This window comes from Rhizobium sp. K33 (assembly GCF_056501445.1).
In genome coordinates this window covers 3888121-3908001 of record NZ_CP096478.1, presented here as the reverse complement: position 1 = coordinate 3908001, position 19881 = coordinate 3888121, and the positions used below count along the sequence as shown (strand labels likewise).

Annotated in this window: 20 protein-coding genes and 1 riboswitch; of the genes, 9 read left to right on the top strand and 11 right to left on the bottom strand. The window is 62.5% G+C overall.

The annotated features are described in order from the left end of the window. Positions 1-2: 2 nt before the first annotated feature. A riboswitch (TPP riboswitch) is annotated at positions 3-123 on the bottom strand. A 47-nt stretch (positions 124-170) separates the two neighbouring features. Then, positions 171-1256 carry an MBL fold metallo-hydrolase gene (locus M1E12_RS18840; RefSeq protein WP_479562895.1) on the bottom strand — a complete coding sequence of 362 codons (1086 nt, stop codon included), beginning with the start codon at positions 1254-1256 and terminating at the stop codon, positions 171-173. Positions 1257-1564: 308 nt separating this feature from the next. Here M1E12_RS18840 and ffh point away from each other — a divergent pair, with 308 nt between their 5' ends. The 5 genes from ffh (at position 1565) to trmD (ending at position 5308) form a co-directional block, all read left to right on the top strand. Further along, the gene (gene ffh / locus M1E12_RS18835) at positions 1565-3136 is read left to right on the top strand and encodes a signal recognition particle protein (protein ID WP_479562894.1); all 1572 of its coding nucleotides are present in this window, start codon (positions 1565-1567) and stop codon (positions 3134-3136) included. A gap of 10 nt (positions 3137-3146) precedes the next feature. Further along, on the top strand, positions 3147-3467 hold the full coding sequence (locus M1E12_RS18830) for a chorismate mutase (protein ID WP_113377843.1): 321 nt from the start codon (positions 3147-3149) through the stop codon (positions 3465-3467). Between the two features lie 66 nt (positions 3468-3533). Next, entirely contained in the window at positions 3534-3908 is a 375-nt protein-coding gene (gene rpsP, locus M1E12_RS18825) for a 30S ribosomal protein S16 (protein WP_113459074.1), read from the top strand. Positions 3909-4030: 122 nt separating this feature from the next. After that, entirely contained in the window at positions 4031-4609 is a 579-nt protein-coding gene (gene rimM / locus M1E12_RS18820) for a ribosome maturation factor RimM (protein WP_113459073.1), read from the top strand. Positions 4610-4615: 6 nt separating this feature from the next. After that, positions 4616-5308 (top strand): tRNA (guanosine(37)-N1)-methyltransferase TrmD, encoded by a 693-nt coding sequence (gene trmD, locus M1E12_RS18815; RefSeq protein ID WP_479562893.1) that lies wholly within the window; start codon positions 4616-4618, stop codon positions 5306-5308. Here trmD and M1E12_RS18810 read toward each other — a convergent pair. Then, on the bottom strand, positions 5290-6036 hold the full coding sequence (locus M1E12_RS18810; protein ID WP_479562892.1) for a sulfite exporter TauE/SafE family protein: 747 nt from the start codon (positions 6034-6036) through the stop codon (positions 5290-5292). The two genes, trmD and M1E12_RS18810, sit on opposite strands and share 19 nt — an antisense overlap. A 276-nt stretch (positions 6037-6312) precedes the next feature. Here M1E12_RS18810 and rplS point away from each other — a divergent pair, with 276 nt between their 5' ends. Further along, positions 6313-6849: a 50S ribosomal protein L19 gene (gene rplS / locus M1E12_RS18805; RefSeq protein WP_113377838.1), complete on the top strand. Its 537-nt coding sequence runs from the start codon at positions 6313-6315 to the stop codon at positions 6847-6849. 81 nt (positions 6850-6930) lie between these two features. On the opposite strand, the gene M1E12_RS18800 is transcribed toward rplS, so the two are convergent. Both M1E12_RS18800 and leuC read right to left on the bottom strand, forming a co-directional pair. After that, positions 6931-7761: an EamA family transporter gene (locus tag M1E12_RS18800; RefSeq protein ID WP_479562891.1), complete on the bottom strand. Its 831-nt coding sequence runs from the start codon at positions 7759-7761 to the stop codon at positions 6931-6933. 184 nt (positions 7762-7945) lie between these two features. Then, positions 7946-9355: a 3-isopropylmalate dehydratase large subunit gene (leuC, locus tag M1E12_RS18795; RefSeq protein ID WP_113377836.1), complete on the bottom strand. Its 1410-nt coding sequence runs from the start codon at positions 9353-9355 to the stop codon at positions 7946-7948. Positions 9356-9687: 332 nt separating this feature from the next. Between leuC and ppk2 the strand changes: the two genes are divergently transcribed. After that, entirely contained in the window at positions 9688-10581 is an 894-nt protein-coding gene (gene ppk2 / locus M1E12_RS18790; protein ID WP_479562890.1) for a polyphosphate kinase 2, read from the top strand. Positions 10582-10590: 9 nt separating this feature from the next. On the opposite strand, the gene M1E12_RS18785 is transcribed toward ppk2, so the two are convergent. From M1E12_RS18785 to M1E12_RS18770, 4 genes are all read right to left on the bottom strand, one after another. Continuing rightward, positions 10591-11412 (bottom strand): amino acid ABC transporter permease, encoded by an 822-nt coding sequence (locus tag M1E12_RS18785; RefSeq protein ID WP_479562889.1) that lies wholly within the window; start codon positions 11410-11412, stop codon positions 10591-10593. Between the two features lie 37 nt (positions 11413-11449). Continuing rightward, positions 11450-12247, bottom strand: coding sequence for a basic amino acid ABC transporter substrate-binding protein (locus M1E12_RS18780; protein ID WP_479562888.1), 798 nt, complete (start codon positions 12245-12247; stop codon positions 11450-11452). A gap of 184 nt (positions 12248-12431) precedes the next feature. After that, positions 12432-13262, bottom strand: a complete 831-nt coding sequence (locus M1E12_RS18775; protein ID WP_479562887.1) for an aldo/keto reductase — start codon at positions 13260-13262, stop codon at positions 12432-12434. A gap of 146 nt (positions 13263-13408) precedes the next feature. Next, a complete protein-coding gene (locus M1E12_RS18770) occupies positions 13409-13966 on the bottom strand; it encodes a L,D-transpeptidase family protein (RefSeq protein WP_479562886.1) in 558 nt (185 codons plus the stop codon). Positions 13967-14091: 125 nt separating this feature from the next. Here M1E12_RS18770 and M1E12_RS18765 point away from each other — a divergent pair, with 125 nt between their 5' ends. Together M1E12_RS18765 and M1E12_RS18760 are read left to right on the top strand one after the other, a co-directional pair. Further along, a complete protein-coding gene (locus tag M1E12_RS18765; protein ID WP_102021136.1) occupies positions 14092-14775 on the top strand; it encodes a response regulator transcription factor in 684 nt (227 codons plus the stop codon). Positions 14776-14893: 118 nt separating this feature from the next. Further along, complete coding sequence (locus tag M1E12_RS18760) at positions 14894-15349, top strand: cyclic nucleotide-binding domain-containing protein (RefSeq protein ID WP_479562885.1); 456 nt, start codon at positions 14894-14896, stop codon at positions 15347-15349. A gap of 22 nt (positions 15350-15371) precedes the next feature. Here M1E12_RS18760 and M1E12_RS18755 read toward each other — a convergent pair whose 3' ends face one another. The 3 genes from M1E12_RS18755 to M1E12_RS18745 form a co-directional block, all read right to left on the bottom strand. Beyond that, positions 15372-16178, bottom strand: coding sequence for an exodeoxyribonuclease III (locus M1E12_RS18755; RefSeq protein WP_479562884.1), 807 nt, complete (start codon positions 16176-16178; stop codon positions 15372-15374). A 115-nt stretch (positions 16179-16293) separates the two neighbouring features. Continuing rightward, positions 16294-16950, bottom strand: coding sequence for an outer membrane lipoprotein carrier protein LolA (locus tag M1E12_RS18750; protein ID WP_377344234.1), 657 nt, complete (start codon positions 16948-16950; stop codon positions 16294-16296). Positions 16951-17078: 128 nt separating this feature from the next. Next, positions 17079-19727 carry an FtsK/SpoIIIE family DNA translocase gene (locus M1E12_RS18745; protein ID WP_479562883.1) on the bottom strand — a complete coding sequence of 883 codons (2649 nt, stop codon included), beginning with the start codon at positions 19725-19727 and terminating at the stop codon, positions 17079-17081. Positions 19728-19881 lie beyond the last annotated feature (154 nt).

Sequence of the window (19881 nt, the reverse complement as noted above, 5' to 3'; positions counted from 1 at the left end):
GTTTAGCAGCGCTCGCACCGTCCCTACGCCAGTATGAACTGGATCAGGTTCAACGGGTCACCGCGCTGCCATTTCGGCGTAGCGATATCTCAGCCCCTTGTCGGGACACCCCTGGTGAATGCGTGAAGTGTGGTCAAAAGCGTTCCCGCTGTCAACGCGGGAGGTAACATTCAGGCGCCGGCGCGCGGCACCTCGAACTGCTGGCCCGGCCGCAATCCCTTGAAACGGTCATTGCCGATACCCGCTGCCGACATGGCGGTCACAAGCGCCTTCGGCGGATCGTCGATGCCTTCATTGGTCAACTGGAAGGTGCCGAAATGGTGGCCGATGCCGAAGGATGCACCGCTCAAACGGAAGCCTTCGATCGCCTCTTCCGGGTTCTGATGTTGCGCCTTCATGAACCAGCGAGGCTCATAGGCACCGATCGGCATGATCGCGACCCTGATGTCACCATGCTTCGCCCTGATTTCCCGGTAGTGCTTGCCCTCGGCATAGCCGGTGTCACCGATGTGGTAGATCTTGCCGCCCGGTGTCTCCAGAACGAAGGCCGCCCAGAGCGCCATGCGCCGGTCGCCCATGCCGCGCGCCGACCAGTGGTGGCAGGGCTCGCAATGGATGATGACGTCGTTGCCGATCTCGAGCCGGTCACCCCAGTCCATGACATCAGCTTGCAACCGAGGCACGTCGCTGCGAATGATCGTGTCGTTGCCGAGCGGCGTGACGAGGCGCGGACTGTCGCGCTCGATCAGCCGCTTCAGGGTCGCGATGTCCAGATGGTCGTAGTGATTGTGCGTGACGATCACGATGTCGATCTTCGGCAGATCGTCGAAAGCGACACCCGGTGGATTGTTGCGCTTCGGCCCGGCGAAGGAGACGGGGCTTGCCCGTTCCGACCAGACCGGGTCGGTCAGGATGTTGAGCCCCGCCGTCTGGATGAGAAGCGTCGCATGGCCGACCATGGTGACGACCAGTCGGCTCCCTTCGACGCGCGGCTCCGGCCTGGTCGTGACAAAATCGGCCGCAGCCACGGCCTTGGGCCAATCGATCTTGCCGCCGCCGAACTGCCAGCGCAGGAGATCGGTGAAGCCGCGGGGCTCTTCGCCGCCCGGGTTGAAGAACACCTTCCCGTCGAAATGGTCCGAAATCGGACCCGAGTAATAGCGATTGCCCGCCTGCGCTTCGCGCATGCCGAGACCTCCGATTGCGGCGGCAACTACACCGAAGCCTGACCATTTGAGAAAGCTGCGTCTGTTCATGGCTTACCCATATGTGGTTTTGCCGGTTCTACGACAATAGGCAGCCCGCGGATCGCTGCGCATGGGCAAGCGCCCGGAAAATCGGCGCTTCGCTTGACTTCTCGGCGGTTTTCCTGTTTATCCGCCGCAATCTGCGAAGAGACGAGAACTCCGAGCCGCCGACCGGGACCCGAAAAGGTATAAAGAGATCCCGGAGGTCAACACCCGACAGCGCGTTGCGCCCTCGGGTGGTTTTTGGCTTTGCGTCTTGTTTTCCGCGTGGAGAAGACCGAGGTTTGGGTTTCCCCGAACCATGCAAGGAAGAGCCGATGTTTGAGAACCTCCAGGACCGTCTTGGATCCATTCTGAATGGACTGACCGGCCGTGGCGCACTGTCCGAGGCGGATGTCTCGGCTGCTCTGCGCGAGGTCCGTCGTGCCCTTCTCGAAGCCGACGTCGCGCTCGAAGTGGTCCGCGCCTTTACCGACAAGGTGCGCGAAAAGGCCGTTGGCGCCGCCGTCCTGAAGTCGATCAAGCCCGGGCAGATGGTCGTCAAGATCGTCCATGACGAGCTGGTCGAGATGCTCGGCACCGAAGGTGTCTCCATCGATCTCAACGCCGCCGCTCCCGTCGTCATCATGATGGTCGGTCTGCAGGGTTCCGGTAAGACGACCACCACCGGCAAGATCGCCAAGCGCCTGACGGATCGCGAGAAGAAGAAGGTCCTGATGGCCTCCCTCGACACGCGTCGACCGGCCGCCCAGGAACAGCTTCGCCAGCTCGGCGTTCAGACCGGCATCGACACCCTGCCGATCATCGCCGGCCAGTCGCCCACCGATATTGCATCGCGCGCTGTGCAGGCGGCGAAGCTCGGCGGTCATGACGTGGTCATCCTCGACACCGCCGGCCGCACGCATATCGACGAGCCGCTGATGATCGAGATGGCCGAGATCAAGTCTCGCGCCAAGCCGCATGAAATCCTGCTCGTCGCCGACTCGCTGACCGGTCAGGACGCCGTCAATCTCGCGCGCAATTTCGACGAACGCGTCGGCATCACCGGCCTCGTTCTGACCCGCATGGACGGCGATGGACGTGGCGGTGCCGCGCTCTCGATGCGTGCCGTCACCGGCAAGCCGATCAAGCTGATCGGTGTCGGCGAGAAGATGACGGAGCTCGACGAGTTCCATCCCCGCCGTATCGCCGACCGTATCCTCGGCATGGGCGACATCGTCTCGCTGGTCGAGAAGGCCGCCGAAAACATCGACGCCGAAAAAGCCCGCGCCATGGCCGAGAAGATGGCCAAGGGCAAGTTCGACCTCAACGACTTGGCCGAGCAGATCAAGCAGATGCAGGCCATGGGCGGCATGGGCGGGATCATGGGCATGATGCCGGGCATGGCCGGCATGAAGGACAAGATTTCCGCCACCGGCCTCGACGACAAGGTCTTCAAGCGCCAGCTCGCCATCATTTCCTCGATGACCAAGGCCGAGCGCGCCAACCCGGATATGCTGAAGCATTCCCGCAAGAAGCGCATCGCGGCCGGCTCCGGCACGGATGCCTCCGACATCAACAAGCTCCTGAAGATGCATCGCCAGATGGCCGACATGATGAAGGCCATGGGCGGCAAGAAGGGCGGCGGCATGATGAAGCAGATGATGGGTGGTCTCGCTTCCAAGATGGGTTTCGGCGGCATGGGTGGCGGCATGGGCATGCCTGACCTGTCGAAGATGGATCCGAAGCAGCTCGAAGCGCTCGCCAAGCAGGCGGAAGCCGCCGGCATGAAACCGGGCGGCCTCCCCGGCCTCGGTGGCGGCGGTCTGCCGGGCCTCGGTGGACCGAAGCTGCCCGGTCTGGGCGGCGGTGGATTCCCGGGTCTTCCCGGCCTGCCGAAGAAGAAGTGAGGGCGCGCCGATGATTGATCCGTCCGTCAAGGAACAGCTTTCGGGCTATCGCCAGTCGATCGATAACATCGACGCGGCGCTGGTCCACATGCTGGCGGAACGCTTCCGCTGCACCAAGGCCGTCGGCGTGCTGAAGGCCACACACGAATTGCCGCCCGCCGATCCGGCGCGCGAGGAATACCAGATTTCCCGCCTGCGCCGTCTGGCCCAGGATGCCAATCTGGATCCGGATTTCGCCGAGAAGTTCCTGAACTTCATCATCAAGGAAGTCATCCGGCATCATGAAGCCATTGCCGCCGAACATGGCGGTGTCACCGAAAAGACCGCCTGACGGCGGCCTCAACAAGAACAGGGTCCGCTGCGGCGGCCCGGACTGAAAAACCTCAAGGAGTATCACATGTCCCTCAAGATTCGTCTCGCCCGCGGTGGTTCCAAGAAGCGCCCGTACTACCAGATCGTCGTTGCCGACGCCCGTTCGCCGCGTGACGGCCGTTTCCTCGACCGCGTCGGTTCCTGGAACCCGATGCTCGGCAAGGACAACGAAAAGCGCGTCGAGCTTGACGTAGACGCCATCAAGGCCTGGGTTGCCAAGGGCGCCCAGCCGACCGACCGCGTTCTGCGCTTCATGGCAGAAGCCGGCATTGCCGAGCGCGCTGCTCGCAGCAACCCGGACAAGGCAAAGCCGGGCAAGAAGGCTCAGGAGCGCGCTGCCGAGAAGGCACAGAAGGCCGCCGACGCTGCTGCCGCCGCTTCGGAAGCCGCTGCAGAATAATCGGCATTCAGCCGTTTCCAGCGGGCGGTGGGTCACCCCACCGCCCGTTTTTGCGTTTTCTTTCCGGTCGCTTCCGCCTAAAAGGAAAGCCGAACCATGCATGTGCAGGATAGTTCCGACCGATGAGCAAGCTTGAAAACCCGATACTGATGGCCGTGATCGGTGCAGCCCAGGGGCTGCGGGGCGAGGTGCGGGTCAAGACCTTTACCGAGGATCCGCTGGGTCTCGGCGATTATGGGTTCCTGTATGCCGCCGACGGCCGCAAGTTCGAGATCCTGGAGATCCGCGACGGCAAGACGGTCGCCATCGTGCGCTTCCGTGGCATCAATGATCGCAACGCCGCCGAAGCGCTGAACGGGACCGAGCTTTTCGTCGACCGCGACGCGCTGCCGGATGACGATCTCGACGAAGACGAATTCTATTATGCGGACCTCGAAGGCCTCGAGGTCTATGACGCCGAGAACAATCACTATGGCGCCGTCACCGCCGTCTATGATTTCGGCGCGGGTGACCTCTTGGAGCTCAAGGGTCCCGGCAAGCGCCCCGTGCTCATCCCCTTCTCCGAAGCTGCTGTCCTCGAAATCGACCTCGAAGGCGGCCGCCTTCTCGTCGATCCGATCGCGGCCGGACTGAAGGATGACGGGGAAGAGAAACCCTATGGCAATGCCGGCGGAAAGCCCCGGCCGAACAACGGTCGCTGAGCACCCATGGCCTTCAAGGCGTCCATCCTGACACTCTATCCGGACATGTTCCCAGGACATCTTGGCCTGGCGCTGGCCGGGCGTGCGCTCGAACGGGGCGATTGGGATCTGGAGGCCGTCCAGATCCGCGACTTCGCCGAAGACAAGCACCGCAGCGTCGACGATACGCCATCTGGCGGTGGTGCCGGCATGGTCCTGCGGCCGGATGTGCTGGCACGTGCCATCGATTCCATAGCCGACGATGGAAGGTCGCGCCTCCTGATGAGTCCGCGCGGTCGCCCGCTGACCCAGGAGCGCGTCAGGGAACTGGCTGCCGGCGAGGGCGTGGTGATCGTCTGCGGCCGCTTCGAAGGCGTCGACCAGCGGGTGATCGATGGCCGCCAGCTCGAGGAAGTCTCCATCGGTGACTATATCCTCTCCGGCGGCGAGCCGGCGGCGCTGACCTTGCTCGACGCGGTCGTGCGGATCCTGCCGGGCGTCATGGGCAATCAGCTTTCCGGCGTGCATGAGAGCTTCGAAGGCGGGCTTCTCGAACACCCGCAATACACGCGCCCGCAAGTCTTCGAGGGGCAGGAGATCCCCGCCGTCCTCACTTCCGGCAATCACGCCGCAATCGACAAGTGGCGCCACGAGCAGGCTGTTTCGCTGACCCGCGAGCGCCGTCCGGACTTGCTGCGGGATCAGCCGGTGAAGAAATAATAGGCGGCGAGGCCCAGTCCGGCCGCCACGACCATCCAGCGCAGCACGTTCTGCGGCACCTTCTTGGCCATTGCGACGCCTGCATAACCGCCGATCGCCACGGCGGGGATCATGATCACCGCATGCAGCCAGGAGAGTGCACCGGCGCTTGCGAAGATCACGATGGCGACGGCGGCGATGACGATCGACAGAAAGTTCTTCAGCGCGTTTAGCCGGTGATAATCGCCACCGCTCGCGAGGCCCAGCGAGGCGAGCATCATGATGCCCATGCCGGCGCCGAAGAAGCCGCCATAGAAGGACGTGACGGCCTGCATCGCCAGACCGAGCGGGCTCGCCGGATGGCTCTCGCCCTTGGTCTTGGGCCTCAGCTTCGGACCGGCGGCAAAAATCGCCGTTGCGCCCAGCAGCAGCCACGGGACCATGGAGCGGAAGGCCGGGTTCGACAGCGAGATGAGGAAGAGCGAACCGCCAACCGCTCCGACGGCCGAAACGATGCCGAGCACGATCGCGCCCCGCTTTATTTCCTTCAGCTCCGTGCGATAGGCCAGCGTGGAGGTGATGTAGCCGGGAAACTGCGTGACGGAGGAGGTTGCGTTGGCGCTGATCGGGGGAAGGCCTGCGAGTGTCAGGGCACCGAAGGTCAGGAACGTTCCACCGCCCGCAATGGCATTCACCGCTCCCGAAAGAAAGCCGGATGCAAAAAGCAGAAAAATCATTGCGATGGTCATGCGTCACTCCTCCCGAATGTCGAGGCGAAGTCTTACGGTGCGATATCCGACGCAGCAAGGCGTCCGGCGCCGCAAGCAGACGCAAAATTTGCCTCTGATGGGGTGACAAGTCTGCCGTCTTGGTGTAATGGCCCCCTCGGAAATGGGCGTTTCGCCCGTCTGCCACAACAAAGAACTGCGAATTCGCTCCGGCCCGTCAGGGTCAAAATCCCAAGGCTTCGGACCAAGGGATCATCGTTGAGCGCTCTGGCTGTTTCAGAAGAACCGAGGTTAGACATGAACATCATTCAGCAGCTGGAAGCCGAACAGGCCGCCAAGATCGAAGCCAAGCGCAAGCTTCCGGAATTCTCCCCAGGCGACACGCTCCGCGTCAACGTCACCGTCAAGGAAGGCAACCGTACCCGCGTACAGGCCTATGAAGGCGTTTGCATCGCGCGTTCGGGCGCTGGCATCAACGAGAGCTTCACCGTTCGCAAGATCTCCTACGGCGAAGGCGTCGAGCGCGTATTCCCGGTCTACTCGCCGCTCGTCGAAAGCGTCGAAATCGTCCGCCGCGGTAAGGTCCGTCGCGCCAAGCTCTACTACCTGCGCGACCGTCGCGGTAAGTCTGCTCGTATCGTCGAAAACACCGGCACCCGCGCCCGCAAGCTCAACGACGCCGAGCGCGCCGCCGTTGCCGAGGAAAAGGCACGTCTGGAAGCCGAAAAGGTTGCAGCAGCACAGGCTCTGGCCGCTGAAAAGGCTGCAGCCGAAGCCGCTGAAAAGGCCGCTGCTGCTGAAGCTGCTGCCGCTGGCGACGCTTCTGCCGAATAAGCAGACACGGTTTTGCATTGATCAAAGGCTCCGGTTTCCGGAGCCTTTTTTCGTTGAGGCGTTCAGCAACTGCTTGGCGGATCAGAGGCTGACGCTGATCGCCCCGCCCGCGACGACCACGCAGGCGACAAGTCGCCGGACGGTCAGCGGCTCGCCCAGCATCAGCGCACCGATCAGCACGGCGAAGACCACGCTGGTTTCGCGCACCGCCGTGACGAGGCCCGCCGGCGCATAGGCATAGGCCACGACCACCAGTCCATAGGCGAACATGGCGACCACGCCGCCACCGGCAGCCTTCCAGGTGAGCGGTGACTGCAGGTCAATGGCAAGACCTCTCCGCGTAACCGCGAAGGCGATGGTGATCATGATGCCGAAGAGAAATAGCACCCACAGCGCATAGGCGACCGGAAGCTCGGCGAGCTTCACTCCGCGCGAGTCCACCGTCGAATAGCAGGCGATGATGAGCCCGGTCGTCAGGGCAAAGAGGATTGACGATGTCGCCGCACGGGTCTTGCCGAGCGACAAGCTCATGATGCCTGTCGCAATAAGCAGCACGCCCAGCGTCTGCCAGGGGCCTAAGACCTCGCCGAAGAAGAGGAAACCGCCCAGCGTCACCAGCAAAGGCACGGTACCGCGCACGATCGGGTAGACCTGGCCGAGTTGACCCTGCCGATAGGCTGCGACCAGGAACAGGCTGTAGCCGACCTGCAGGCCCGACGAGAGCAGGATGTAGGGCCAGGCGGCGGCACCGGGAACGGGAACGAGGAAGAGCAGGGGAAGCGTGATGATGCTGCCGGTCAGGCTCATCACGGTGATCGACCAGAGCCGGTCGGCCCCCGTTCGCAGGAAGGCATTCCAGCTGGCATGGAGGATCGCTGCCACGAGCGCCAGCCCAACGGCGACGGCACTCACGACCGCGCCTTGCGGTGCATGAGGAGAAATTCTCTGATGTTCATGGGAGACCCGCGGGCGGTATGTGACAGTTTCGTGACAGTGCGACGATAGCGGCTTCACCTGTCTTTGCAACGGGGTGGCACAAAAAGAAACCGCCCGCTTTGGGAGCGGGCGGCAGGGATAAACTCAGTCGTTGTCTCGCTTAGTGGAAGTCGCGGATATCGACGAAGTGGCCGGCAACGGCTGCAGCCGCGGCCATGGCAGGCGACACGAGATGCGTGCGGCCCTTGAAGCCTTGGCGCCCTTCGAAGTTGCGGTTCGAGGTCGAGGCGCAACGCTCGCCCGGCTTCAGGCGGTCGTCGTTCATCGCCAGGCACATCGAGCAGCCCGGCTCGCGCCAGTCGAAGCCGGCTTCCTTGAAGATCTTGTCGAGACCTTCGGCTTCCGCCTGTTCCTTCACAAGGCCGGAGCCCGGAACGATCATGGCGGAAACGGTGGACGCGACCTTCTTGCCTTCGACGACCTTCGCGACGGCGCGCAGGTCTTCGATGCGGCCATTGGTGCAGGAGCCGATGAAGACGCGGTCGATCGCGATGTCGGTGATCTTCGTGCCCGGCTTCAGGCCCATATAGTCGAGCGCACGCCACTTGGAAGCGCGCTTCGTTTCGTCCTGGATATCGTCAGGATTGGGCACGATGCCCTGAACCGAGACGACGTCTTCCGGCGAAGAGCCCCAGGACACGATCGGCGGCAGGTTCGCGGCGTCGAGAACGACGACACGGTCGAAATGCGCGCCTTCGTCGGACTTCAGCGTCTTCCAATAGGCAATCGCCTGCTCGAGCGCTTCACCCTTGGGCGCACGCGGCTTGTCCTTGATGTATTCGAAGGTCTTCTCGTCCGGCGCGATCAGGCCAGCGCGGGCGCCGCCTTCGATCGTCATGTTGCAGATGGTCATGCGGCCTTCCATCGAGAGCGATTCGATCGCTTCGCCGGCGAATTCGATGACATGGCCGGTGCCGCCGGCGGTGCCGATCTCGCCGATGATGGCGAGGATGATGTCCTTCGCCGTCACGCCTTCGGGCAGTTTCCCGTCGACGCGCACCAGCATGTTCTTCGCCTTCTTCTGGATCAGCGTCTGGGTCGCGAGCACGTGCTCGACCTCGGACGTGCCGATGCCGTGGGCGAGCGCGCCGAAGGCGCCATGCGTCGAGGTGTGGCTGTCACCGCAAACGATGGTCATGCCGGGCAGGGTGAAGCCCTGTTCCGGGCCGACGATGTGCACGATGCCCTGGCGCTTGTCGGAAGCGGAGTAGTATTCGACGCCGAATTCGGCGGCGTTGTTGGCCAGCGCCTCAACCTGGATGCGGCTTTCCTCGTTCTTGATGCCGAGGTGGCGGTCCGGCGAGGTCGGCACGTTGTGGTCAACAACGGCCAGCGTCTTCTGCGGCGCGCGGACCTTGCGGCCGGCCATGCGCAGACCTTCAAACGCCTGCGGGCTCGTCACTTCGTGAACGAGGTGACGGTCGATGTAGAGGAGACAGGTGCCGTCGTCCTGGCGATCGACGACGTGGTCGTCCCAGATCTTGTCGTAAAGGGTGCGAGGTGCGCTCATGGGTAAATTCCGTCCAGACTGAGGAAAAAGGGATTTGGATCTTCGAGGATGCAGAAGGGCCGGATTTTCGGCCAAAGGCGATCAGCCGCGAAGGCTCGCCAGGGCCCCCTGAACGCGCGCGAAGAAGCGTGCCGGCAGACGCTTGTGGTCCTGCAGCACGATAAACTGGTTCGCGAGGCATCCGAATTTCGATCCCATGGGCGGCGTCATACCAGTTTTCGCAGATGTCGGCAATTGCTTCGCACGGCCTCTGACATCGGTCTGTCATGAAGCAGTCGTGCAAGCATGCTTGATCTTCGTCAGTAAACGCTCGCCCCGCCGGAACCCGCGCCATGAACGAAGACATCCATCGCATCAAGACCGAAATCCTCGATAGCTTCGACGAGGAACTGGAGCAACAGCTCGACGAGGAACGCCTCGACCAACTGGTTGCAGACGGCATGGCGGAGCCGACCATCGACCGGAAGATCTATTTCCGCGAGCTTTTCCGGCTGCAGCACGAGCTGGTGCGCCTGCAGGACTGGGTGCAGTACAAGAAGCTGAAGATGGTGGTGCTGTTCGAAGGCCGCGATTCGGCCGGCAAGGGTGGTGCGATCAAGCGGGTGACCCAGCGGCTCAACCCGCGCGTCTGCCGGGTCGTGGCCCTGCCGGCACCCACCGAGCGCGAGCGCAGCCAGTGGTACTTCCAGCGCTATGTGCAGCATCTGCCGACGGCGGGCGAAATGGTCCTTTTCGACCGCTCCTGGTACAACCGCGCCGGCGTCGAGCGGGTCATGGGCTTCTGCACGCCGGACGAACTCGAAGAGTTCTTCCGCTCCGTGCCCGAATTCGAGCGGATGCTGGTGCGCTCCGGCATCATCCTCGTCAAATACTGGTTCTCGATCACCGACGAGGAGCAGGAATTCCGCTTCCAGATGCGCATCAATGATCCGCTGAAACAGTGGAAGCTCTCACCGATGGATCTGGAAAGCCGGGTTCACTGGGAGGACTATACGCGCGCCAAGGAAGAAATGCTGGAGCGCACGCATATTCCGGAGGCCCCGTGGTGGGTCGTCCAGGCGGTCGACAAGAAGAAGGCGCGTCTCAACATGATCGCCCATCTCCTGTCGCAGGTGCCGTACGAACATGTTCCGAAGGAAGCGATCGAGCTGCCCGCGCGAGTGCGCAATGCCGATTACATCCGCCATCCCGTGCCGACGGACATGTATGTGCCGGAGCGCTACTGACCGGGTGGATCAGTCGCGCATGCGGGTGCGCATGCGCTTTTCGAAGCCGCGAAGCATGATGGACAGGCCGATCGTCAGGATCAGATAGACATAGGCGACGATCGAATAGGTCTCGAAGAAGCGGAAAGAGCCGGAGGCGTAGACCTTGCCCATCTGGGTAATGTCTGCGACGCCGAGCACCGAGACGAGGGACGAGTCCTTCACCATCGCGACGAAGTCGTTCGAGAGCGGCGGGAAGATCACGCGAATGGCCTGGGGGAAGACCACCAGGCGAAACCGCTGCGCGCGGCTGAGTCCCAAGGCTTTCGCCGCCTCGATCTGCCCCTTGTCGATCGACTGGATGCCGGCGCGGAAAATTTCCGCGATGAAGGCCGAATAGCCGATCATCAGGGCGATGATGGCTCGCCACATCAGGGAGAAGTCGCGCACCACCATCTCGTCCGTCAGGCCGATCGAGATCAGCGGCGCGGTCACGAGATTATAGAGCGCGACAAAGGCGGGCGCGCCGACAAAGGCGATGTAGAACAGCAGCACCAGGATCGGGATGCCCCGCACAACCTCCACGTAGAAACGGGCCACCTGCCGCAGGACCATGTGGTCCGACATGCCGAGCAACGCAATCAGCAGGCCAAGCGCGGTGGCCAGCAGGAAGCCGATCAGCGTCACGAAAACCGTGACACCGAGCCCTTTAACCACGGTGTTGAAGACTTGCGTGTAGAGATCACTGACGAAGATGACGACTCCGAGGGTCAGCGCCATCACGACGAAGGCGATCAGCCACCACGGCCGATCGCCCTTCTGGTCACCCTGCGGCAGGGTCTGGAACGCCATCAGTCACCCGCCTTCAGGTCGCAGGTTTCAAGATGGCTCATTCGCCCATCTTGTAGTCGAGGAACCACTTCTTGTTCAGCGCGTCGATCGTGCCGTCAGCCTTCATCGAGGCAATCGCCGCGTTGACCGGAGCTACAAGGTCGGAGCCCTTGGTGAAGATGAAGCCGAAGTCTTCCGAGCCCAGCGGGCCGCCGATCAGCTTCAGGCCGCCATTCGAGGCATCGACATAACCCTTGCCGGCCGTGCCGTCGGTCAGGACGACATCGACATCGCCGGTCTTGAGCGCCTGGACGGTCGCGCCAAAGGTCTCGAACAGCTTGATGCGCGGGTTCTGCTCGTTGCCGTCGAGGATCTCATAGACGGCCGTGTAGAAAGGCGTGGTGCCCGGCTGTGCGCCGACCAGACCATCCTTGAATTCGCCGAAGCTCTTGCCGTCGGTGAAGCGGCTTTCGTCGCCGCGGACCAGCATGAACTGTTCCGAGCGCATGTAGGGCTCGGAGAAGTCGACCTTTTCCTTGCGGTCTTCCTTGATGGTGATGCCGGTCATGCCGATGTTGAACTGACCGTCCGACACGGCCTGGATCATCGCGTCCCAGGAGGTGTTCTGGTACTCGACCTTGAAGTTCAGACGCTTGGCGATCTCGTTCATCGCATCATATTCCCAGCCGATCTGTTCACCCGACTTGGGGTCGACGAATTGCAGCGGCGGGTAAGCGTTTTCGGTCACGACCACCACGGTCTTGCCGCCGAGATCCGGCAGGTCATTGGCGTGGGATGCGATCGGCAAAAGCGCAAGGGCGGAGAGACCGGCGAGGACAGCGCGGCGAAACAGCATGGAAATCTCCCGAATTGTGGCAGCGCACAGTGTCACATCTTGTTCCGGGATTGCAAGGACCGTGCTTTTCGCAAACGTGGACATCAGCATCCTCCCGCGCCTGCCCTTGCCTGCCCCGGAAAGGCCAGGAGCCGCGTTCTCATCGAACGCGGCTCCCGATCAAGACCTGAATGTCACACGTGAATCAGAAGCTTGCCGTCTTCGGGTCCGGGCCGATGCGTGCGCCGGCGTCGTCGAGGCCGTTCAGCTCCTGCAGGTCCTCGGGCGAGAGCTGGAAGTCGAACACCTTGAAGTTCTCGACGATGCGCGACGGCGTGACGGATTTCGGGATCACCACCAGACCGTTGTCGATGTGCCAGCGGATGATCACCTGAGCCGGCGTGCGGCCGAGCGTTTGCGCGATCTCGGCGATCACGGGATGGCCGAGCAGCTTGCCCTGACCGAGCGGGCTCCAGGACTGCGTCGCGATCTTGTGCTTTTCGTGGAAGGCGCGGGTTTCGCGCTGCTGGAAATCCGGATGCAGTTCGATCTGGTTGATGACAGGCGTCACACCGGTTTCCGCAACGATCTTCTCGATGTGCTCGGGATAGAAATTTGACACGCCGATCGATTTTGCACGGCCTTCTTCCTTCAGCTTCACCAGAGCCTTCCAGGTGTCGACGAAGAGCCCGCGATGCGCCGACGGCCAGTGAATGAGGTAAAGATCGACGTAGTCGGTGCCGAGACGCGTCAGGCTGGCCTCGAAGGCTTTCAGTGTCTGCTCGTAGCCCTGGTCGTTGTTCCAGAGCTTGGTGGTCAGGAAAATGTCGGAACGGGAGAGACCGGACTGGCGGATGCCTTCGCCGACGCCTTCCTCGTTCTCATAAACGGCGGCCGTATCGACATGGCGATAGCCCGCATCGAGAGCGGCCTTCACCGCAGGTGCGGCTTCGTCGTTGGGCGTCTGCCATACGCCAAGGCCCACCTGCGGAATGCGGGCACCGTCGCTCAGGGTGATGAACAATTGATCAGTCATGGGAAATCTCCAGGTCGGAATGGTCGGCGCAATGCTTGCGAAGAATGGGTGGCGGATGCCGGGCATGTTTGCCGGCCGCATCCCCTACCTAGGCCGATCTTGCGGTGATGAAAGAGGCGCGGCATCCAATTTGGCTGAAGAAGATGTCAGAGAACCTGAAGCACTGTCTTTCGAGCAAGGTGCGGCAGCAGGCGGCACATGTCCCGGCTGCTGATGGCGACACAGCCTTCGGTCGGGGTGAAGCCGGGTCTTGCGATATGGAAGAAGATGGCGGAACCGCAGCCGCGTTTTCGCATGCGGATGTTCCAGTCCATCACCACGCAGATGTCATAGAGTTCATCCTCCCGCTTCAGCCTCTCATGACTTGGCTTGAACGGTGCACGAACGGGCCTGTTGTAGTTGGGGTCCGCGCTTGCGTCACACCACAGCATGTCGCTGCGCGTCGGACGAAGCGGCAGCAGGCTTGGCGGAGGGATCAGGCGGTCTGCTCTTCGGTATGCGTGGAGGAGCGGCATGGTGGCGATCGGTGTCGCTCCATCGCCTTCGCGCTTGCGGCTCGTTCGGCCGCTTCGTCCGAGTGCTGCCGGAATGGTGAGATGGCCTGCCTGCAGTATGGCGCGTCGCTGATCCCGGGGTGCTGCGCGAACCAGGATGCGCGCCAAAGTCTTTCGAGCCTGCGGGGAAGCTTTCGGTCTCTTGGTCACGACTTTTTGCCTTGTTCGTGATTATTGTTGTACTCTGGGCTCTTAAACTGCTGCAACAACGACTTACATGCCGTGCAGGAGGGCAGCAAGGCCTTCGCCGATGGACCATTCTGGAAGGATGACGGATGACGACGCGGACCATTCTGCTTGTAGATGACGACGATGATCTGAGGCAGATCCTGGTCGAGCAGCTTTCGCTCTATGAAGAGTTTTCGCTGCTGCAGGAAAGCAACGCCACCCGTGCCATGCAGACGGCGAAGACCGCCCAGGTCGACCTGATGATCATGGATGTCGGTCTGCCGGACATGGACGGCCGCGAGGCCGTCAAGCTATTGCGCAAGGGCGGGTTCAAGTCGCCCGTCATCATGCTCACCGGACACGACACCGATTCCGACACGATCCTCGGCCTCGAAGCCGGCGCCAATGACTATGTCACCAAGCCGTTCCGCTTCGCCGTCCTGCTTGCCCGTATCCGCGCCCAGCTGCGCCAGTACGAGCAGAGCGAGGATGCGACCTTCGGCGTTGGCCCCTATCTCTTCAAGCCGAGCCAGAAACTTCTGACGACCGATGACGGCAAGAAGATCAGGCTGACGGAAAAGGAATCGGCGATCATCCGCTACCTCTACCGCGCCGGCCAGAAGGTGGTGACGCGCGACGTGCTGCTCGAGGAAGTCTGGGGCTACAATTCTGGCGTCACGACCCATACCTTGGAAACGCATGTCTATCGTCTTCGCCAGAAGATCGAACGCGATCCGTCGAATGCTGAGATCCTGGTCACCGAAAACGGCGGCTACAAGATCGTCCCTTGAGGACGTCCAAAGCAAATCCCTCGGGAAGAGCGGCGCCAACGGGTCGTCACTCTCCCCGTTTTACGTTATGGACAGTGACGTCGGATGCAATCTGCAGAGCATCCGCAGAGGAAAGTCCATGGCACTCAGCGATGATATCGAGCTCCTGGCGCAGCTGCCGCTCTTTTCCGGGCTCGACATGGATCAGCTTCGCCTGATCGCCTTCGGGGCCGAGCACCGACAGGTGGCGGCCGGGCAGGCGCTTTTCCGGGAAAAAGCACCGGCCGAATGCGCCTATGTCATCGCGCGTGGCGAGATCGAACTCTATGTCATCGGCCGCGACGGCAAGCCGCATCTCGAAGCCCGCGTCGGCGAGGGTATCATGCTGTCAGAGCTCGCGCTCGTGACCATGGTGGAGCGGAAATACACGGCGGTGGCCGTCCAGGATGTCGATGTCATCCGCATCACGCGCACGCTGTTTCACAGGCTTCTGGAAGAGTATCCGCAGATGGCCCGACAGGTCGAGGGGCGCATCAAGCAGTCGCTTGCCGCCCTGATCGAGGGCTCGGAAGCGCTGGCACCCCGCTTCAACTGAACAGCCAGCTTTATATCGCCTGCTATGAAGCGTCGAAGCGTGCCGTCACGGGCACGTGGTCGGACGGCTGCGTCCAGCCGCGGGCTTCCTTGAGGACATCGATGCCCTTGAGCATCGGTGCCAGATCGGCCGAGGACCAGATATGGTCAAGGCGACGACCCCTGTCGGCTGCGGCCCAGTCCTTCGCCCGGTAACTCCACCAGGTGTAGAGCTTTTCCGAGGCCGGCACTTGCTGGCGCATCAGGTCCACCCATTTGCCCTGGCGCATGACGTCAAGCAGCCCTTCGGTCTCGACGGGTGTGTGGCTGACGATCTTCAGCATCTGCTTGTGGGACCACACATCATGCTCGAGCGGCGCGATGTTGAGGTCGCCGACAAGGATGGAGGCAGTGTTCGGTTCCGCTTCGGCGGAGAGCAGCTTCATCTCTTCCACAAAGTCGAGCTTGTGGCCGAATTTCGGGTTGATCTCGCGATTGGGTTCGTCGCCGCCGGCCGGAACATAGAAGTTATGGATACGGATCCGGCGCCCGGCCCATTCGAAGATCGCCGAGATATGGCGGCTGTCGCCGACGCCGCAATAGTCCTGCCGGTGATCTTCGGTCAGCGGCAGCTTTGAGCAGATCGCGACCCCATGATAGCCCTTCTGGCCATGGATCACGATGTTGCCGTAGCCCAGCGCGGCAATGGCGTCGGCCGGGAACTGGTCGTTCTGGCACTTGATCTCCTGGAGGCAGAGGATGTCCGGATTGGCCCGCTTCAGAAAGTCCTCGACGATCGGAAGGCGCAGGCGCACCGAATTGATGTTCCAAGTGGAGATCGAGAGTGTCATGGCGTCCGCTTTCCAGGTTCCTCCGCGTGTTTAGGGGATTAGCCGGGCCATGAACAGAAAAAGGCGGCTCGACCTTTGCGGTCTGCCGCCTTCTCCACAACTCGCGTGCCTGAAATCAGCCGCCGCGCTTCTGACCATGCACTTCGGCATAGGGGATCTCGAAGACGCTCGGATCCAGGTTCACGCCGTTCTGCACGTTGAAGATCATCACGGAGGTGTCCTTCTTCTGCATGTCGGTGATCGTCCACTGCCGCAGTTCGAAGGTTTTCGGGTCGAACATCAAGGTGATGGTCGAATCGCCGAAGATGGTGCGGTCGCCAAGCACGATGGTGGTCAGATCGGCTTCCTGCTTCACGTCGCGAACCATCTGGTTGCCGAGGTCGATGCGCTCCGAGAGAAGCAGGCTGAGCGGCGTCTTGTTCAGGGGATAAAGATCCCATGTCTTCAGCTTCATATTGCCGATGACCACGTTCTTGCCGTCGGAAATGACGCGCATCGGCGAGGGCTTCTCGTAGTTGAAGCGCAGCTTGCCCGGACGCTCAATGAAGAACTTGCCGCCCGTCTGCTCGCCGCGCGGGCCGAACTGGACGAACTCGCCCATCATCGTCTTCACGCTGGAGAAGTGGTCGGCGATCTGCTGTGCTGCCGTCGGTGCGGCAAAGACGGGGAACGGCAGGGCGGCGCAAGCCATGAATGCTGCCGTGCCCAGCACGAACTGGCGACGGCTGGCCACCACTGGCATGCGGGCGTCGCTTACAGTTTTGTTGGTCATGCGGTACTCCTTCATATGCTCATGTTTTCGCCGAAAAAGGCGGCGGCTTCATGGCCATGAATGCCAGTGCCGCTGCGGCAACTCGTGCGGGCCCCTGATGTTCCATTGGGGAACCCGATCTTCTCGGCTCACTCTTCCGTCGGGACTAGGATCTCTCGTTTGCCGGCATGATTGGCCGGGCCAATGATGCCTTCCTTCTCCATGCGCTCGATCAGCGAGGCGGCGCGGTTGTAGCCGATGCCAAGGCGGCGCTGCACATAGGAGGTCGATGCCTTGCCGTCGCGCAGGACGATCGCCACCGCCTGGTCATAAGGGTCGTCGGACTCGCCGAGATTGCCGGTGCCTACGGGGCCGCCGCCATCCTCGCCGTCTTCGTCATCATCGATGGTGATGGCTTCCAGATATTGCGGGGACCCTTGCGTCTTCAGATAGGCGACGATCTCCTCGACCTCGTGGTCGGAGACGAAGGGACCGTGGACACGCTGGATGCGGCCGCCGCCGGCCATGTAGAGCATGTCGCCCATGCCGAGCAGCTGTTCTGCGCCCTGCTCGCCCAGGATCGTGCGGCTGTCGATCTTCGATGTCACCTGGAAAGAGATACGGGTCGGGAAGTTGGCCTTGATCGTGCCGGTGATAACGTCGACCGAGGGGCGCTGCGTTGCCATGATGACATGGATACCGGCGGCACGCGCCATCTGGGCGAGACGCTGCACCGCACCTTCGATGTCCTTGCCGGCGACCATCATCAGGTCGGCCATTTCGTCGATGATCACGACGATATAGGGCAGGGGCTGCAGGTCGAATTCTTCCGTCTCGTAGATCGCTTCGCCCGTCTGGCGGTCGAAGCCGGTCTGGACGGTGCGCGTCAGCACCTCGCCCTTCTCCAGCGCCTGGGCGACACGCGTGTTGAAGCCATCGATGTTTCGGACACCGATCTTCGACATCTTCTTGTAGCGCTCTTCCATCTCGCGGACGGTCCATTTGAGCGCCACGACCGCCTTCTTCGGATCCGTCACGACCGGCGAGAGCAGGTGCGGGATGCCGTCATAGACGGAGAGTTCCAGCATCTTCGGGTCGATCATGATCAGGCGGCACTGTTCCGGCGTCATCTTGTAGAGGAGCGACAGGATCATGGTGTTGATCGCAACCGACTTACCCGAACCGGTCGTACCGGCCACGAGCAGGTGGGGCATCTTGGCGAGGTCTGCGATCACGGGTTCGCCGCCGATCGTCTTGCCGAGTGCCATGGCGAGCTTCGCCTTGTTACCATCGAAGTCGCGGCTGCCGATCAGCTCGCGCAGATAAACGGTTTCGCGCGTCTGGTTCGGCAGTTCGATGCCGATCGCATTGCGGCCCGGGACCACGGCGACGCGGGCGGCGATCGCGCTCATCGAGCGGGCGATATCGTCGGCGAGGCCGATCACGCGGGACGACTTGATGCCCGGCGCCGGTTCGAGTTCGTAAAGGGTGACAACAGGGCCCGGGCGGACATGGATGATCTCGCCCTTGACGCCGAAGTCGTCCAACACGCCTTCAAGCAAGCGCGCATTGTGCTCGAGCGCTTCGGCCGAGAGGCTGGCGTCGCGCGTCACGGCGCGCGGCTCGGCGAGAAGATGCACCGAGGGCAGCTGGAAACCGTCAGGACGCAGAAGCGAGCCCTGGGCGTCACGGTCGACGCGCGGACCGGGCTTCGGGCGGGCGGCAGGCGCGGCAACGCGCGGCGAGGCTGCAGCACCCCGTGCAACGAGCCGGGCATTATCATCCGGCAGAATGCCGGCTGGACGCGGCATGTCGTCGAGATCGAAGTCGTCGTCTTCGTCGTCAAAATGGCCGGCCGACATCGGCGGCGGCGAGACGATGGACCGAGCCGCGGGACGGGCGGGTGCGCCATCCAGCGACGGCTCGACGCGCGCGTTGAGCGGCGGCGCCTTTGCCCGTGTCGGCTCGTTCAGGGTGCCGAATTCGTCGTCGTTGAAGTCGTAGGGCTGATCGAAGTCACGGTCGCGGCGCTCGTTCGTCTTCAGGCCGAAGAGGCGTCTCACGCGGGCGCGGGCGGTGTACCAGTTGTGGGTGACGGCGCCCATCATCAGGGCAATCGGTCCCTCGGGCTCGTCCTCTACGTCCTCGTCTTCGAAAACGGGTTCCTTTGCCTTGCGGCGCGCGACAGGTGCCACCGGCTCATCGTCTTCCAGTCGCTCGATCGGTTTGCCGACAATGCCCGAGGCAAAGAGCATCAGCCATGTGGCGGGGACTGCCAGGATGCTGCCCAGGGCCATCGCGAAGGTCGAGGTGGGATAGGCGCCGATGAAGAGGGCCGGAAAGCGCAGGATGAGGTCGCCCAGCACGCCGCCGGTGCCGCTCGGCAAGGGCCAGGTGGTCGGCGGCGGGAAGCAGCCGACGGCCGCCGCGGCAACCAGAGCACCGGCGAGCCAAGCGCCTATCCTGGCCGGGATGCGGTTCAGCTGACGGCCGCCGATGAGCGCGAAGGACCAGGCCAGCACGGGCAGAAGCGCCAGCAGGCTGCCGAGGCCGAAGAACTGCATCATCAGATCGGCGAAGACGGCGCCGGGCAGGCCCAGGATATTGGTCGGCGGATTGTCGGTGGCATAAGAGAGGCTGGGGTCGGACACGTTCCAGGTCGCCAGCGCTGCCACCGAGAGCACCAGCAGCAGGAAGAGGGCGAAGCCGGCCAGCGCGAAGACCTGCCGAAACAAGAACGCCGACAACGCGGAGCGGTTGGAATGCTCCGGAAGTGCTGCGGATTGGCTTCTGCTCATGGGGTAACTGTCCGTCCTGTTGCCGGGAATGCCTTCGGACGCCCGACTTCAGCCGGGATCGCCATCCAGCACCCTACAGGAGGGAGGGTTAATGGTGCATTAACCATGCAGGCCTCTGGTGTGGCGGGCAAATGCACAACAGAAAACGCCCGGG